A 14,882-nucleotide genomic window follows, 5' to 3' on the forward strand; every position below is an offset into this window, starting at 1 on the left:
GAGGCCTCCGGCATGGGTTGGGTGTGCATCAAGTTGTCAGTTTTCCATGGCGGCTTGCACCACCCTGTCACGCGAAACCGGTGCGGCGCCTGGGCAGGCGCCGCCGGGCTTCAATCTATCTCGGCCAGCAGGCGCTGGGCCTTGGCCTTGAGATCGCCGTGGGCCTCGGCGATCACTTCCTCGATCAGTGTACGGGCTCCGTCACTGTCGCCGATGGCGTTGAATTCCTGGGCCAGTGCCAGCTTGGTGGCCAGCGGGTCTTCAGGGGCCGAGGGCGGGGTTGCCACGGCAGGGGCGTCGTTGCCCAGGTCCAGGGACAGGCTGCCCAGGTCGAATTCCAGCGACTCGGCCGGTTCGGGCTTGGCCTTGGCCGCCGTCTCCAGCACGCCGCCTGCCTGGGGCGTTGCCGGCGTTGGGGCAGGTGCCTCCGTGCTCAGGCCTTCCAGGTTGAACTCCATGGCGTCCAGCGACAGCAGCTCGGTCTTGGCATGGCTGTCGTCCGTAGTGGAGCTGGTCAGGGGCGAGGGCTCGGTGGCCGGGAAGCTGTCGGCCACCTGCGTGCCGGGCATGTCCAGCGACAGCATCTCGGTCGGCTGCATGCCGTCCATGGCGTTGCTATGGTTAAGGGCGTCCCTCAGCGAGGCGTGGGCCGTGGGCTGGAAGCCGGGCATGTCCAGCGATGCAACGGGTGGCTCGACGTGGGGCTCGATGCGAGGTGTGTCGTCCTTTGCGGAGGGCGTGGCTTCCAGCGGCGCGCGCAGCGTGGGCTCCAGCGCTGCGAAGTCCTGTTCGCTGGGCATGGGGGCCGGTGCGGGCAGGGGGCTGGCGTGCTGCGCGGGCAGGCTGGCATCGGCCAGGCCGCCGGGCAGGTCCATGTTGAGGTCCATGTCCAGGTCCATAGGCAGGGTGGCAGGGCCTTCGCGGTGCGCATCCATGTCCAGGGGGCGGCTGGCCAGCGAGGCGGCAGCCAGTCCGGCAGCAGCCACTGCGGCGCCACCGGCAACGGCGGCACCAGACAGGGGCGCGGCGCCTGCAGGCTGGTAGAGGGCGTTTTCCGGGTCCAGGATGCGGCCCTGGTCGGCCAGGCGCTGCCAGTCCACGCCCTTGCCCTGGGTCAGGCCATGCAGGGTCTGCGCGACGGCCTCGAAGGCCTTGCGGTCATGGCGCTTGGCGTAGATGTCGGCCAGCTTCTGGTGCAGTGCGGTGCGGTTGGGGTCGGTGCGCAGCGCTTCCTTGAGGATTTCCTCTGCCTGCAGGTCGCGGCCATAGGCCAGGTAGACGTCGGCCTCCGCCACGGGGTCCACATCGCCCGCATCAAGCTGGCTGGGCGAGTAATGCATGGAGGTGCCGGACAGCTGGCTCGAAGTGCCGGTGTCCACGCGTTGGCCGCCGCTGGCGCCAAAGAAGGAGTCGGCTGCCAGCTGGCTGTCGCCAAAGGCGCTTTCGCTGGAGGCGGCAGCGGCGCGGCGGCGCTGCATGACGCGGTAGCCGCCATAGCCCAGCAGCAGGGCCAGCAGGGCAGCACCGGCCAGCGGGATGGTTGGGTCTTCCAGCAGCGTATCGATGAAGCTGGGCTCGGCGATCGGCGCGACGGGGGCGGGTGCCGGCTTGGGCTTCGGCGGCTCGGCCGAAGCGGGCGTGGCGGGCACAGCTTCTGCTGCGGGCGCTGCCGAGCCGGCTGCATTGGCTGCGGCGTCTGGAGCAGCGGTGGGCGCAGCGGCCGCAGCAGCTGCATCGGCAGGCGCTGCCGGGGCCGCGGGAGTTGTCTGGGGTGCTGCAGCTTCAGGCGCTGCAGGCACGGTCGGCGCGCCCGGCACAGCGACGCCGTTTGCCGTGCCGCTGGCTGCCGAGGCAGGTGCTGCAGCAGCACCTTCGGCGGGCTTGGTGGCGGCGGCGATCTGGCTCAGCTCGGACATGTTGCGCTGCAACTCGGCCGTGCGCGATGCCTGGTCGTCCGACTGCTTTTGCTTGGCCAGGCGCTCGTCGGCCTCCACGCCCTTGACGGCGCCCTTGGACAGGGTGAGCTTGTCGGGTGCTGCGGTGGACGGCTTGCGGTCTTCGACCTGGGCCTGGACGCTGCCCGATGCTTCGCGGTTGGCCGATGCCACGGGCGCGGCCGGCGCGGCGCTGGCCAGCTGGCGGCGGAACTGGTTGAAATCGCGGGACTGGGCGGCAACGATCTGGCGCGCTTCGCGCGGCGAGGTGGCCTGGGCCGTGGCTTCGTCCGGCACGGTGAGCACGGCGCCGGAGCGCATGCGGTTCACATTGCCGTTGATGAAAACCTTGGGATTGGTGCGCAGCATGGCCACCAGCATCTGGTCCAGCGAAACGCCGGCTGGCAGGTGGGTGGCGGCGATGCGGCCTGCCGTGTCCCCGGCCTTGATGCGGACTTCGGAGGCCTCGGACGGCGCGGGAGCCGCTGCGGCGCGCTCGCGGGCTGCCGGGGCGGCACGGCGCGCTGCTGCTGGCGCGGGGCGGCTTTCCTCGGTGTTGCCTGCAGCGGCTTGCGATGCAGCTTGCGAGGGGGCGGGGGCTGCGCGGCGCGGCGCTGCGGCGGGCTCGGGTGCCGAGGCCTGGGCTGCAGCCGTCACGGCAGGCGGGAGCTTTTGCAGGGTGGGCGGGTCCAGCAGCAGGGTGTAGTTGCGCTGCAGGTTGCCCGAGGCCCAGCTGGCGTCGATCACCAGATCGACAAAGGGTTCGTTGACGGGCTGTGTGCTTGTGAGGCGCAGCACGGCCGAGCCATCCGCGCGGCGCTGCACGCTGACGCGCACCTGGCTGGCGGTGGCGTTGTACTCCATGCCCTGGGTGCGGAAGACGCCGGGAGAGGCCACGCCCACGCGCAGGCCTTCGGCTTCAGCGGCGGTGATCTGGGGGATTTCGACTTCGGCACGCAGGGGCTCGCCCAGGGCCGATTGCACGTTCACCCGGCCCAGAGCCAGTGCCCAGGCCTCGGAGGCGGGCAGTGCGACCGAGACGACGGCCGCAGTGGCCAGCACAGAGAGTTTCCAACGATGCATAAAGCGTCAAACCTGTGTGGATGCAATTGGGCAGGCACTATTGTTATTGTGGGAATGCCCGCGCTTGCACATGTAATTGAAATTTACCCGGGGATAGATGGCACGCCATCTACCAAGGTGCTTGGGTCGCATTGTCGGCCACGCTATAGGATCACAAGCGTCTGGTTGCCGGCGAACGCCAATAGTTGTTGTCGAACGGCAACGAGAAGAAACACAATGTATCTTTGGTGATTGTAGGCAACCACCTACAGCCAATGGACAAGAGACCTGGGCATTGTGCCCAATTGCCCAGGGCTTAAAGCCGAAAAAAGCGCCATGTCCCGGGCCGGGACATGGCGCTTTTTGTGTTGGCTCAAGCCGGCGATGCTCAGGCGGCGAGCAGGATGCGCAGCATGCGGCGCAGCGGCTCGGCGGCGCCCCACAGCAGCTGGTCACCGATCACGAAGGCCGACAGATACTCGGGGCCCATGTTCAGCTTGCGCACGCGGCCCACGCCGACTTCCAGGCCGCCGGTGATGGCGGCAGGGGTCAGTTCCTTGACGGTGATGGCGCGGTCGTTGGGAACCCACTTCACCCAGGGGTTGCCGGACTTGATGATGGCTTCCAGCTCTTCCAGGGGCAGGTCCTTCTTGAGCTTGAGGGTCAGCGCCAGGCTGTGGCAGCGCATGGCGCCGATGCGCACGCACAGGCCATCGACAGGGATGGTCTGCTCGGTGCCCAGGATCTTGTTGACCTCGGCCTGGCCCTTCCACTCTTCCTTGGACTGGCCGTTGTCCAGCTGCGCATCGATCCAGGGGATCAGTCCACCGGCCAGCGGTGCGCCGAAGAATTCGGTGGGCACGTCGGTGCGGATGGTCTGGGCCACCTTGCGGTCGATGTCCAGGATGGCGGATGCGGGCGTGGCCAGTTCGTCGGCCACGGCAGCGTGCACCACGCCCATGCCCTTGAGCAGTTCGCGCATGTGGTTGGCGCCGCCACCGGAGGCTGCCTGGTAGGTCATGGAGCTGACCCATTCCACGAGACCGGCCTTGAACAGGCCGCCCAGGCCCATCAGCAAGATGGAGTTGGTGCAGTTGCCGCCAATCCAGTTCTTGCCGCCCGCGGCGAGCTTGGACTGGATCAGGCCTTCATTGACGGGGTCGAGCACGATGACGGCATCGCCTTCCATGCGCAGCGACGACGCGGCATCGATCCAGTGGCCGTTCCAGCCCGAGGCGCGCAGCTGGGGGAAGACTTCCTTGGTGTAGTCGCCGCCCTGGCAGGTAATGATGATGTCGCACTTGGACAGCTCGGCAATGTCGTTGGCATTGCGCAGCTCGGTGTGGGTCTTCGCCATGGCCGGGGCCTTGCCGCCAGCGTTGGAGGTGGAGAAGAACACGGGCTCGATCAGGTCGAAGTCGCCCTCTGCCTGCATGCGGTCCATCAGCACGGAGCCGACCATGCCGCGCCAGCCGACGAGGCCTACCAATTGCTTGCTCATTTTTGAAACGCCCTTTCAGTGTGAAAACAGTGCTTGATCAAGACTGTTGTCGCCCGGCTCGTCTAGGCCAGGTGAGGGCGCACGACGAACCGGGCTGGGTCAGCCTTTGATTGTCGTAATGGTTGTGGAGGTGATTGCGCGCGCAGCCACACCAGCCAGGGCGGCGGGTGCAATGTTCAGCAGGAGGAACGGGCGGGCGGCAAACATAAGAGACGTCATTCTATCGAATACGCCAGGAAAGAGAATGTCTGTTTTGATGAATATCTTCGTCGAATCGGCGAAAACCGGACGTCTATTTTGACGTTTTGCCATGTTGTGGCGGAGCAGGGCAGTGCCCGCCCGCCACAGGGACAGCCGCAAGCCTGGAGGCTGGCGGCCGTCATGGACTTCAGGCCAGTGCGGCCACCACGGCATCGCCCATCTCGCGGGTGGAGACCTTGGTCGTGCCTTCGCTATAGATGTCGGCCGTGCGCAGGCCCTGGGCCAGCACCTTTTGCACGGCGGCTTCGATGCGCTGGGCGGCAGCTTCCTGGTTCAGCGAGAAGCGCAGCATCATCGCGGCCGACAGGATGGTGGCCAGCGGATTGGCAATGCCCTTGCCGGCGATGTCGGGGGCCGAGCCGTGACTGGGCTCGTACAGGCCCTGGCCCCTGGAGTTGAGCGATGCCGAGGGCAGCATGCCGATGGAGCCGGTCAGCATGGAGGCTTCGTCGGACAGGATGTCGCCGAACATGTTGCCCGTGACCACCACGTCAAAGCGCTTGGGTTCCTTGACCAGCTGCATGGCGGCGTTGTCCACGTACATGTGGTCCAGTTGCACATCGGGGTACTGCTGGCCCACTTCGGTGACCACGTCCTTCCAGAACTGGAAGGTTTCCAGCACGTTGGCCTTGTCCACGCTGGTCACGCGCTTGCTGCGCTTTTGCGCGGCCTGGAAGGCGACATGGGCGATGCGCTCGATCTCGGGCTTGGAGTAGCGCATGGTGTCGAAGGCTTCCTCGGCACCGGGGAAGTGGCCGTCGGTGGCCACGCGGCGGCCGCGCGGCTGGCCGAAGTAGATGTCGCCGGTCAGCTCGCGGATGATGAGGATGTCCAGGCCCGCGACCAGCTCGGGCTTGAGGCTGGAGGCGTGGGTCAGTTCCGCATAGCAGATGGCCGGGCGGAAGTTGGCGAACAGGCCCATGTGCTTGCGCAGGCCCAGGATGGCCTGCTCGGGGCGCAGCGGGCGGTCCAGCGTGTCGTACTTCCAGTCGCCCACGGCGCCGAACAGCACGGCGTCGGCCTCCATGGCCAGCTTCAGCGTGGATTCGGGCAACGGGTGGCCGGCAGCTTCGTAGGCAGCGCCGCCCACGGGGGCCGTCTGCATGTCGAAGTCCAGGCCCAGGGCGCCCAGCACCTTCACGGCTTCCGCAACGATTTCGGGGCCGATGCCATCACCGGGCAAGACTGCGATTTTCATGGTGTTCCTTTTGAGAGACTGTTCGGATGGTGGAAGGCCGCCGGCGGCTGGTTCAGCAACGCCTGCGGCCCATTGATGCGCGCAAGTGGAGATCGATCAGCGCTGCACCAGCGTGTGTGCCAGCCAGGGCTTGGTGGCCAGGCGCTCGGCCTCGTAGGCGCGGATCTTGTCGGCGTGGCGCAGCGTCAGGCCGATATCGTCAAAGCCGTTGAGCAGGCAGAACTTGCGAAAGGCGATGACATCGAAAGGGATCTCCTCGCCCTGCGGGCGCACGATCACCTGGCGATCCAGATCAATGGTCAGCTCGTAGCCGGGGAAGGCCGCGATCTCGTTGAACAGCATGTCGATCGTGGCCTCGGGCAGCACGATGGGCAGCAGGCCGTTCTTGAAGCAGTTGTTGAAAAAGATGTCGGCAAAGCTGGGCGCCAGGATGGCGCGAAAGCCGTACTGGTCCAGGGCCCAGGGCGCGTGCTCGCGGCTAGAGCCGCAGCCGAAGTTCTTGCGTGCGACCAGGATGGAGGCGCCCGCATAGCGCGGCTGATTGAGCACGAAGTCGGGGTTGGGCTTGCGCGAGGCCGGGTCCTGGCCGGGCTCGCCATGGTCCAGGTAGCGCCATTCGTCGAACAGGTTCACGCCGAAGCCGGTCTTCTTGATCGACTTGAGGAACTGCTTGGGAATGATGGCGTCGGTATCGACGTTTTCGCGGTCCATGGGGGCGACAAGGCCCTTGTGCACGGTGAATTGTTGCATGGCTGTATCGGATTCAGGGTTCAGCGGGCGGCGCGTTCGATGGCGCTGCCCGCGCTTTGCACGTCCTGGCCAATGCCCTTGACGGTATTGCAGGCGGCCAGGGTGAAGGCCAGGCCGATCAGGAGGATCGAGAAGGAGGGCTTCATGGTGTGCAGGCGGGGCAGTTGCGGGATCGGATCAGGAGAACCTGCGGATGTCCACGAAGTGGCCGTGGATGGCGGCGGCTGCAGCCATGGCCGGGCTCACCAGGTGGGTGCGTCCGCCCGCGCCCTGGCGGCCTTCGAAGTTGCGGTTGCTGGTGGAGGCGCAGCGCTCGCCGGGCTCCAGGCGGTCGGCATTCATGGCCAGGCACATGGAGCAGCCGGGCTCGCGCCATTCAAAGCCTGCCGCCTTGAAGATCTGGTCCAGGCCTTCGCGCTCGGCCTGTTCCTTGACCAGTCCGGAGCCGGGCACGACCATGGCCAGCTTGATGTTGCGCGCCACCTTCTGGCCCAGCTTCTTGACCACGGCGGCGGCCTCGCGCATGTCTTCGATGCGGCTGTTGGTGCACGAGCCGATGAAGACCTTGTCCACGAAGATGTCGTCGATCGCCTTGCCGGGCTCCAGCGCCATGTAGGTCAGCGCGCGTTCGATGGCGCCGCGCTTGCTGGCATCCTTTTCCTTGTCGGGGTCCGGCACGCGGGCATCCACGCCCAGCACCATCTCGGGCGAGGTGCCCCAGGTGACCTGCGGCACGATCTCGCTGGCCTGCAGTTCGACCACGCGGTCGAACTTCGCATCGGCATCGGAGTGCAGCGTCTTCCAGTAGGAGACGGCGGCATCCCATTCGGCGCCAGTGGGGGCCAGCGGGCGGCCCTTGACGTACTGGATGGTCTTGTCGTCCACGGCCACCAGGCCGGCGCGCGCGCCGCCTTCGATGGCCATGTTGCAGACCGTCATGCGGCCTTCCATGCTCAGGTCACGGATGGCTTCGCCGGCGAACTCGATGGTGTAGCCCGTGCCGCCGGCCGTGCCGATCTTGCCGATGATGGCCAGCACGATGTCCTTGGCCGTGATGCCGGGGGCCGCCTTGCCGCTGACGTTGATCAGCATGTTCTTGGCCTTCTTGGCCAGCAGGGTCTGGGTAGCCATCACGTGCTCGACCTCGGACGTGCCGATGCCGTGGGCCAGTGCGCCGAAGGCGCCGTGCGTGGACGTGTGGCTGTCGCCGCAGACCACGGTCATGCCGGGCAGGGTGGCGCCCTGCTCGGGGCCCATGACGTGGACGATGCCTTGACCCTTGTCCATGAAGGGGAAGAAGGCCGCAGAGCCGAACTCGCCGATGTTGGTGTTCAGCGTGGTGATCTGTTCCTTGCTGATGGGGTCGGCAATGCCGTCATAGCCGCGCTCCCAGCCGTCGGTGGGGGTGTTGTGGTCGGCCGTGGCGACCACGGAGCTGATGCGCCACAGCTTGCGGCCGGCCATGCGCAGGCCTTCGAAGGCCTGGGGGCTGGTGACTTCGTGCACCAGGTGGCGGTCGATGTAGAGGACGGCGGTGCCGTCATCCTCGGTGTGGATGACGTGCTCGTCGAAGATCTTGTCGTAGAGGGTGCGTCCCATGGCGTTCTCGAATGGTTGGTGTCGTGGGGAAATTTTTGGGGGCATCCAGCGGCCAAGTGGCCTTCAGGATGCGCTGGCCGGCGGGCTCAGGTGCTCGACCAGCAGGCGGGCCGTGACGGGTAGCGCGTCGAAGTCACGCGCCACGATGCTCAGCTCGCGCCGAGCCCAGTCGTCGCTGAGCTCCAGTGCGCGCAGATGGCCCACGCCGTGCATGAGCTCGAAGGCGCGGTCGGGAATCAGTCCCACGCCCAGGCCGTTGTCGATCATGCGGCACATGGCATCCAGGCTGGTGACCTGGATGCGCTGGTGCAGCGCATGCCCCGCCTGTGCGGCGGCCGCACGCATGGCCAGGCTGATGGAGGAGCCGGCCTGCAGGCTGACGATGTCCCATTCGAGCACATCGGCAAAGGCCACGCTGTCGCTGTGCGCCAGCGCGTGCTGCTCGGGCACCACGACGACCAGGCGATCCTCGCGGTAGGGGCGGTGCTGCAGTACGGGTGTGGCCTGGCCATTGCCCAGCGGCATGTACGCCATGGAGCAGATGCCGATGTCGGCCGTGCCTTCCTGTACGGCAGCCAGTACGGCGGGGCTGAGCTGCTCCTGCAGGTCGATCTTGACCTGGCCGTGCTTGCGCGCAAACACGCCCAGGTCTTCCGGCAGGAACTGCACGATGGCAGACATGTTGGCGTGGATGCGCACATGGCCGCGCACGCCATCGGCGTACTCGGACAGCTCGCCCTGCATGCGCTCCAGGCCGTACAGCACGTTGCGCGCGTGGTGCAGCAGGCTTTCGCCGGCAGGTGTGAGTGTCACGCCACGGCTGTGGCGATACAGCAGGGCCGTGTCCACGGTGGCCTCGAGGTCGGACAGGCGCTTGCTCACCGCCGAAGCGGCGATGAACTCGCGCTCTGCCGCTCGTCCGATGCTGCCAAGTTCGCAGACAGCCACGAACAGCTGCAGGGAGGTAAGGTCTATGCGCCGTGCAAAACTGCGCTCTGAATTCTTCATGTGGTGGGGTTCAGGCTTCTCATTAGGAGAAGTTGAATGGATTTTCTCGCACAAGTCATCGATCTGTCATCTTCAAACGCGATGTCTTTGGTGATGTCGTGCGATTTCATGGAGATGGGGGTCATGCCTCGTGGCGATGGCTGCGGGCAGCCATGCCCGCCGGAACGCCGGTTGCATACTGAAAGAATTTGTCAATCTTTGCGCCAGTCGCCTGCATGGATTGCTGCAAAAATAAGAGCATATGAACGATCGATACCCGACGGGCCTGCGAGCCCTGCCTGCAGGCCTGTCATTGCTGCTGGTCGCAGCCCTGTCCTGCATGGCCGTCCCGGCGTCTGCCAAGCCGCAGCCACCAGCGAAGAACACGGCCAAGAGCGGCGCAAAGGCCCCCGCCAAGCCTGCGGCCAAGGCGGCTGCGAGGCCGACAGGCAAGACCGCCGTCAAATCCAAGGGCAAGCCGGCACCTGTTACCACCCGCAGCGCACCTGCCAAGGCGGCCGCCGCTGCAGGCGTGGTGGGCGGCGCTGCCGCAGCGGGGGCTGCTGCTGCTGCAACTGCAGCCGCAGGTGGCGGCGCGTCCAAGGGCGAGCCCGGCCTGAGCGCGGCCGAGGTTGCAGCGCTGCACCAGCATGCCGAGCAGGGCGAGGCCAGCGCCCAGTACGCGCTGGGCTCGCTGTACAAGCGCGGCCAGGGCGTTGCCCTGAGTGCCGAGACGGCGGCCCAGTGGTATGAGAAGTCTGCGCAGCAGGGCTATGCGCCAGCCCAGTCCGACCTGGGGTTGATGTATGCGAATGGCCGTGGCGTGGCGCGTGACGATGCCCAGGCCGTGCAGTGGTATCGCAAGGCTGCCGAGCAGGGCGATGCCGTTGCCCAGAACAACCTGGGCCTGATGCTGGCCGAGGGGCGCGGAGCCGCCAAGGACCCCGCGCAGGCCGTGCAGTGGTTCCAGCGCTCGGCCGAGCAAGGTGAAGCGGCCGGTCAGTACAGCCTGGGCGTGATGTATGCCACGGGCCGGGGCGTGGCCGAGGACGTGGCGCAGGCGCTGCGCTGGTTTGTGGCGGCGGCAGGCCAGGGCCATGTCGATGCGCAATTCAATGCCGGCATGCTCTATGCCGAGGGTGGCGTGGTCGATCGCGACATGGCGCAGGCCGCCCACTGGCTGGAGAAGGCGGCCGAGCAGGGCAATGCCGCAGCCCAGTCCAACCTGGGCGTGCTGTATGCCAATGGCCAGGGCGTGCCCGCCAGCGACGAGAAGGCCGCGCGCTGGCTGGAGCGTGCCGCCCAGCAGGGCGATGCGCTGGCGCAGTCCAATCTCGCCAGTCTTTATGCGTCGGGCAAGGGCGTGGAGCGCAGCCCGTCCCAGGCCTATTTCTGGATGCTGCTGGCGGCGGGCAGGGACACCTCGCTGGCCGCCAAGCGTGACAGCATGGCCCAGCCGCTGAGCGCGGCCGAGCGTGCACGCACCGAGCGCCAGGCGGCGGCCTGGAAGGCCAAACCCGCTCCCTGAGTCCTGTTGAGCAGGCACCAATGAAAAACGCCTCGGAAGAGGCGTTTTTGTTGGAGGCTCAGTGCTGCATCAGCTGAAGAAGCTCTTGAGCCTGTCGGTCCAGCTCTCGCCGCTGGGCGAATGCTTGGCGCCGCCCTTCTTGAGCGATTCCTCCAGCTCGCGCAGCAGCTTGCGCTGGTACTCGGTCAGCTTGACGGGCGTCTCGACCACGATGTGGCAGTACAGGTCGCCGGGATAGCTGGAGCGCACGCCCTTGATGCCCTTGCCGCGCAGGCGGAACTGCTTGCCGGCCTGGGTGCCTTCGGGGATGTCGATGGCCGCCTTGCCCGACAGGGTGGGCACCTCGATCTCGCCGCCGAGCGCCGCCGTGATGAAGCTCACGGGCACGTTGCAGTGCAGGTCGTCGCCGTCGCGCTCGAAGATGTCGTGGTCCTTGATGCGGATCTCGATGTAGAGATCGCCCGCAGGCCCGCCATTCGTGCCGGGTTCGCCATTGCCGGAGGAGCGGATGCGCATGCCGTCGTCGATGCCGGCTGGAATCTTCACTTCCAGTGTCTTCTGGCGCTTGACCTTGCCCTGGCCGCCGCAGCTGGTGCAGGGCTCGGGAATGATCTTGCCCGTGCCCCGGCAGTGCGGGCAGGTCTGCTGCACGCTGAAAAAGCCCTGGCGCATCTGCACGCTGCCCATGCCGTTGCAGGTGGTGCAGGTCTTGGCGCTGGTGCCGGGCTTGGCGCCGCTGCCGTGGCAGGTGTCGCAGCCATCCCAGCTGGGGATGCGGATCTGCGCATCCTTGCCGTGGGCGGCTTCCTCCAGCGTGATCTCCATGGCGTAGCTGAGATCGTTGCCGCGGTAGACCTGGCGGCCGCCACCGGCGCCCCCGCGTCTGCCGCCACCCTGGTTGAACATGTCGCCAAAGATGTCGCCAAAGGCTTCGGCAAAGCCACCAAAGCCTTCGGCGCCGCCGCCCATGCCGCGGTTGGGGTCCACGCCCGCATGGCCGTACTGGTCGTAGGCCGCGCGCTTGTTGCTGTCGGAGAGCATCTCGTAGGCCTCCTTGGCCTCCTTGAATTTCTCTTCCGCCCCGCTTGCGGCATCCCCCTGGTTGCGGTCAGGGTGGTACTTCATCGCCAGCTTGCGATAAGCCTTCTTGATGTCGTCGTCCGAGGCGTTCTTGGCAACGCCGAGGACCTCGTAAAAATCGCGTTTGGACATGGTGTTTGCTAGCCAGTCAGTGAGAACAGGAACGCCGCGTCAGCCCCTTGGCAGGGCCGAGCGCGGCGGCAAGCGGTCGTCAAGGGACCACGCGCTGGGTTCAGTCCTTCTTGACTTCCTTGACTTCGGCGTCAACGACGTTGTCGTCAGCGGCTGCTGCACCGGCCGAGGCGCCTGCTGCACCTGCCGCTGCGGCGGCTGCTGCTGCCTCGGGGCCGCCGGCTGCCTGCGCATCGGCGTACATCTTCTCGCCGAGCTTCTGGCTCGCCGTCATCAGCGCCGTGGTCTTGGCGTCGATGGCGTCCTTGTCCTCGCCCTTCAGGGCCTCTTCCAGGTCCTTGACGGCGCTCTCGATGGCGGTCTTCTCGCCAGCGTCGAGCTTGTCGCCATGCTCGCCCAGGCTCTTCTTGACGCTGTGCACGGCAGCTTCGCCCTGGTTGCGGGCCTGGACCAGTTCCAGCTTCTTCTTGTCGTCGGCTGCGTTCAGCTCGGCGTCCTTCACCATCTTCTGGATCTCGTCCTCGGACAGGCCCGAGTTCGCCTTGATGGTGATCTTGTTTTCCTTGCCCGATGCCTTGTCCTTGGCGGACACGTTCAGGATGCCGTTGGCGTCGATGTCAAAGGCCACTTCGATCTGGGGCACGCCACGCGCTGCGGGCGGAATGCCTTCGAGGTTGAACTCGCCCAGCATCTTGTTGCCCGAAGCCATTTCGCGCTCGCCCTGGAACACCTTGATCGTCACGGCAGGCTGGTTGTCGTCGGCCGTCGAGAAGGTCTGTGCGAACTTCGTCGGGATGGTGGTGTTCTTCGTGATCATCTTGGTCATCACGCCACCCAGCGTCTCGATGCCCAGCGACAGCGGCGTCACGTCCAGCAGCAGCACGTCCTTGCGGTCGCCCGACAGAACCTGGCCCTGCACGGCGGCGCCCACGGCCACGGCTTCGTCGGGGTTCACGTCCTTGCGGGGTTCCTTGCCGAAGAATTCCTTGACCTTCTCCTGCACCTTGGGCATGCGGGACATGCCGCCGACCAGGATCACGTCATCGATGTCGGACACGGAAACGCCTGCGTCCTTGATGGCCGTGCGGCAGGGCGCAATGGTGCGCTCGATCAGGTCTTCGACCAGGCTTTCCAGCTTGGAGCGGGTCAGCTTGATGTTCAGGTGCTTGGGACCCGAGGCATCGGCCGTGATGTAGGGCAGGTTGATGTCGGTCTGGGCCGAGTTCGACAGCTCGATCTTGGCCTTCTCGGCAGCTTCCTTCAGGCGCTGCAGGGCCAGCACGTCCTTGGCCAGATCAACGCCCTGGTCCTTCTTGAACTCGGTGATGATGTAGTCGATGATGCGCTGGTCGAAGTCTTCGCCGCCCAGGAACGTGTCGCCGTTGGTGGACAGCACTTCGAACTGCTTTTCGCCGTCCACATCGGCGATTTCGATGATGGACACGTCAAACGTGCCGCCGCCCAGGTCATACACCGCGATCTTGCGGTCCCCCTTGTCGATCTTGTCCAGGCCGAAGGCCAGGGCCGCCGCCGTGGGCTCGTTGATGATGCGCTTGACTTCCAGGCCGGCGATGCGGCCTGCATCCTTGGTGGCCTGGCGCTGGGCGTCGTTGAAGTACGCGGGCACGGTGATCACGGCCTCGGTCACGGGCTCGCCCAGGTAGTCCTCGGCGGTCTTCTTCATCTTGCGCAGCACTTCGGCGGAAATCTGCGGCGGGGCCAGCTTCTGGCCGCGCACTTCCACCCAGGCGTCGCCGTTGTCGGCACGCGAGATGGTGTAGGGCATCAGGTCGATGTCCTTTTGCACTTCCTTCTCGTCGAACTTGCGGCCGATCAGGCGCTTGGCGGCGTAGATGGTGTTGCGGGGGTTGGTGACGGCCTGGCGCTTGGCCGAGGCGCCGACGAGGATCTCGCCGTCTTCCTGGTAGGCAATGATCGAAGGCGTGGTGCGTGCACCTTCGCTGTTCTCGATCACGCGCGTGGTGTTGCCGTCCATGATGGCCACGCAGCTGTTGGTGGTGCCCAGGTCAATACCGATGATTTTTCCCATTTTGAGTTCTCTCCGCGTTCTGTGAAATGTTTGAATGACTGCTAACTTGTGGCCGGCAGGCGCTGCTTCAAGGGGCTTTGCCTCTTTTTTGTCAACGCTGCCGTGAGCGCACGCTTACTGGGGCTGGGCCACGGTCACGAGGGCCGGGCGCAGGATACGGTCGGCAATCAGGTAGCCCTTTTGCAGCACCGACACCACGGTGTTGGCTTCCTGCTGGGCAGGCACCATGCTGATGGCCTGGTGCAGGTTGGGGTCGAATTTCTCGCCGGCTGCCGGGTTGATGGTCACGACCTTGTTGCGCTCCAGGGCAGAGGTCAGCTGGCGCAGCGTGGCGTCGGCGCCTTCGCGCAGCTGCTCTGGCGTGGCCTGCTGGATGGCCAGTGCGGCATCCAGGCTGTCGCAGACGGGCAGCAGGCTTTCGGCAAAGCTCTCGATGCTGAACTTGCGGGCCTTGGAGACTTCGTCTTCCGCGCGGCGGCGCACATTCTCTGCCTCGGCCTTGGCGCGCAGGAACTGGTCGGCCAGCTCGGCGCTCTTGGCCTTGAGTTCGGCCAGCTCGGCCTGCAGGCGCTGCAGCTCGTCTGCGGCGTTGGCCGCCATGGCGGCTTCGATTTCTTCCGGGGCTGCGTCTTGAAAGGGGTTGGAGTTTTGTTCGGACATGGATGGAGACTTCAGCTACAAAACAAAAAGATCGCCGCGCTGGAGGCCAGGCTTGGCGATTGCACGATCTTGAATCGAGATGCGAGCGGATCGGTGTATTTTCAAGGGCTTTGTGCCTGTGCCTGCGCACTGCAGGTGCA

The 14,882-nt window shown here is 66.0% G+C and carries 12 protein-coding genes; 1 reads left to right on the forward strand and 11 read right to left on the reverse strand.

Features of this window, described 5'->3' with window-relative positions; genetic code table 11:
• Window positions 1-110: 110 nt before the first annotated feature.
• The 8 genes from DA1_RS01425 to DA1_RS01455 form a co-directional block, all read right to left on the reverse strand.
• Window positions 111-3,017 (reverse strand): motility hub landmark protein FimV, encoded by a 2,907-nt coding sequence (locus tag DA1_RS01425; protein WP_174549350.1) that lies wholly within the window; start codon window positions 3,015-3,017, stop codon window positions 111-113.
• A 367-nt stretch (window positions 3,018-3,384) separates the two neighbouring features.
• A complete protein-coding gene (gene asd, locus DA1_RS01430; RefSeq protein ID WP_013801017.1) occupies window positions 3,385-4,497 on the reverse strand; it encodes an aspartate-semialdehyde dehydrogenase in 1,113 nt (370 codons plus the stop codon).
• A gap of 99 nt (window positions 4,498-4,596) precedes the next feature.
• Window positions 4,597-4,809: a hypothetical protein gene (locus DA1_RS30195; protein ID WP_141441563.1), complete on the reverse strand. Its 213-nt coding sequence runs from the start codon at window positions 4,807-4,809 to the stop codon at window positions 4,597-4,599.
• A 76-nt stretch (window positions 4,810-4,885) separates the two neighbouring features.
• Window positions 4,886-5,956: a 3-isopropylmalate dehydrogenase gene (leuB, locus tag DA1_RS01435; RefSeq protein WP_034396659.1), complete on the reverse strand. Its 1,071-nt coding sequence runs from the start codon at window positions 5,954-5,956 to the stop codon at window positions 4,886-4,888.
• 96 nt (window positions 5,957-6,052) lie between these two features.
• Window positions 6,053-6,706 (reverse strand): 3-isopropylmalate dehydratase small subunit, encoded by a 654-nt coding sequence (leuD, locus tag DA1_RS01440; protein ID WP_012207036.1) that lies wholly within the window; start codon window positions 6,704-6,706, stop codon window positions 6,053-6,055.
• 20 nt (window positions 6,707-6,726) lie between these two features.
• A complete protein-coding gene (locus DA1_RS01445; RefSeq protein ID WP_012207035.1) occupies window positions 6,727-6,852 on the reverse strand; it encodes an entericidin A/B family lipoprotein in 126 nt (41 codons plus the stop codon).
• 31 nt (window positions 6,853-6,883) lie between these two features.
• Window positions 6,884-8,305, reverse strand: a complete 1,422-nt coding sequence (leuC, locus tag DA1_RS01450; RefSeq protein ID WP_034396655.1) for a 3-isopropylmalate dehydratase large subunit — start codon at window positions 8,303-8,305, stop codon at window positions 6,884-6,886.
• A gap of 63 nt (window positions 8,306-8,368) precedes the next feature.
• The gene (locus DA1_RS01455; RefSeq protein ID WP_012207033.1) at window positions 8,369-9,313 is read right to left on the reverse strand and encodes a LysR family transcriptional regulator; all 945 of its coding nucleotides are present in this window, start codon (window positions 9,311-9,313) and stop codon (window positions 8,369-8,371) included.
• Between the two features lie 241 nt (window positions 9,314-9,554).
• Here DA1_RS01455 and DA1_RS01460 point away from each other — a divergent pair, with 241 nt between their 5' ends.
• The gene (locus DA1_RS01460) at window positions 9,555-10,820 is read left to right on the forward strand and encodes an SEL1-like repeat protein (RefSeq protein WP_230590930.1); all 1,266 of its coding nucleotides are present in this window, start codon (window positions 9,555-9,557) and stop codon (window positions 10,818-10,820) included.
• A 69-nt stretch (window positions 10,821-10,889) separates the two neighbouring features.
• On the opposite strand, the gene dnaJ is transcribed toward DA1_RS01460, so the two are convergent.
• The 3 genes from dnaJ to grpE form a co-directional block, all read right to left on the reverse strand.
• Complete coding sequence (gene dnaJ / locus DA1_RS01465; RefSeq protein WP_013801020.1) at window positions 10,890-12,032, reverse strand: molecular chaperone DnaJ; 1,143 nt, start codon at window positions 12,030-12,032, stop codon at window positions 10,890-10,892.
• Window positions 12,033-12,132: 100 nt separating this feature from the next.
• Window positions 12,133-14,082 (reverse strand): molecular chaperone DnaK, encoded by a 1,950-nt coding sequence (gene dnaK / locus DA1_RS01470; RefSeq protein ID WP_034396649.1) that lies wholly within the window; start codon window positions 14,080-14,082, stop codon window positions 12,133-12,135.
• Window positions 14,083-14,196: 114 nt separating this feature from the next.
• Window positions 14,197-14,742: a nucleotide exchange factor GrpE gene (grpE, locus tag DA1_RS01475; protein ID WP_013801022.1), complete on the reverse strand. Its 546-nt coding sequence runs from the start codon at window positions 14,740-14,742 to the stop codon at window positions 14,197-14,199.
• Window positions 14,743-14,882: the final 140 nt, after the last annotated feature.

Source organism: Delftia acidovorans NBRC 14950, assembly GCF_001598795.1.
GTDB classification, from domain to species: domain Bacteria; phylum Pseudomonadota; class Gammaproteobacteria; order Burkholderiales; family Burkholderiaceae_C; genus Comamonas; species Comamonas acidovorans.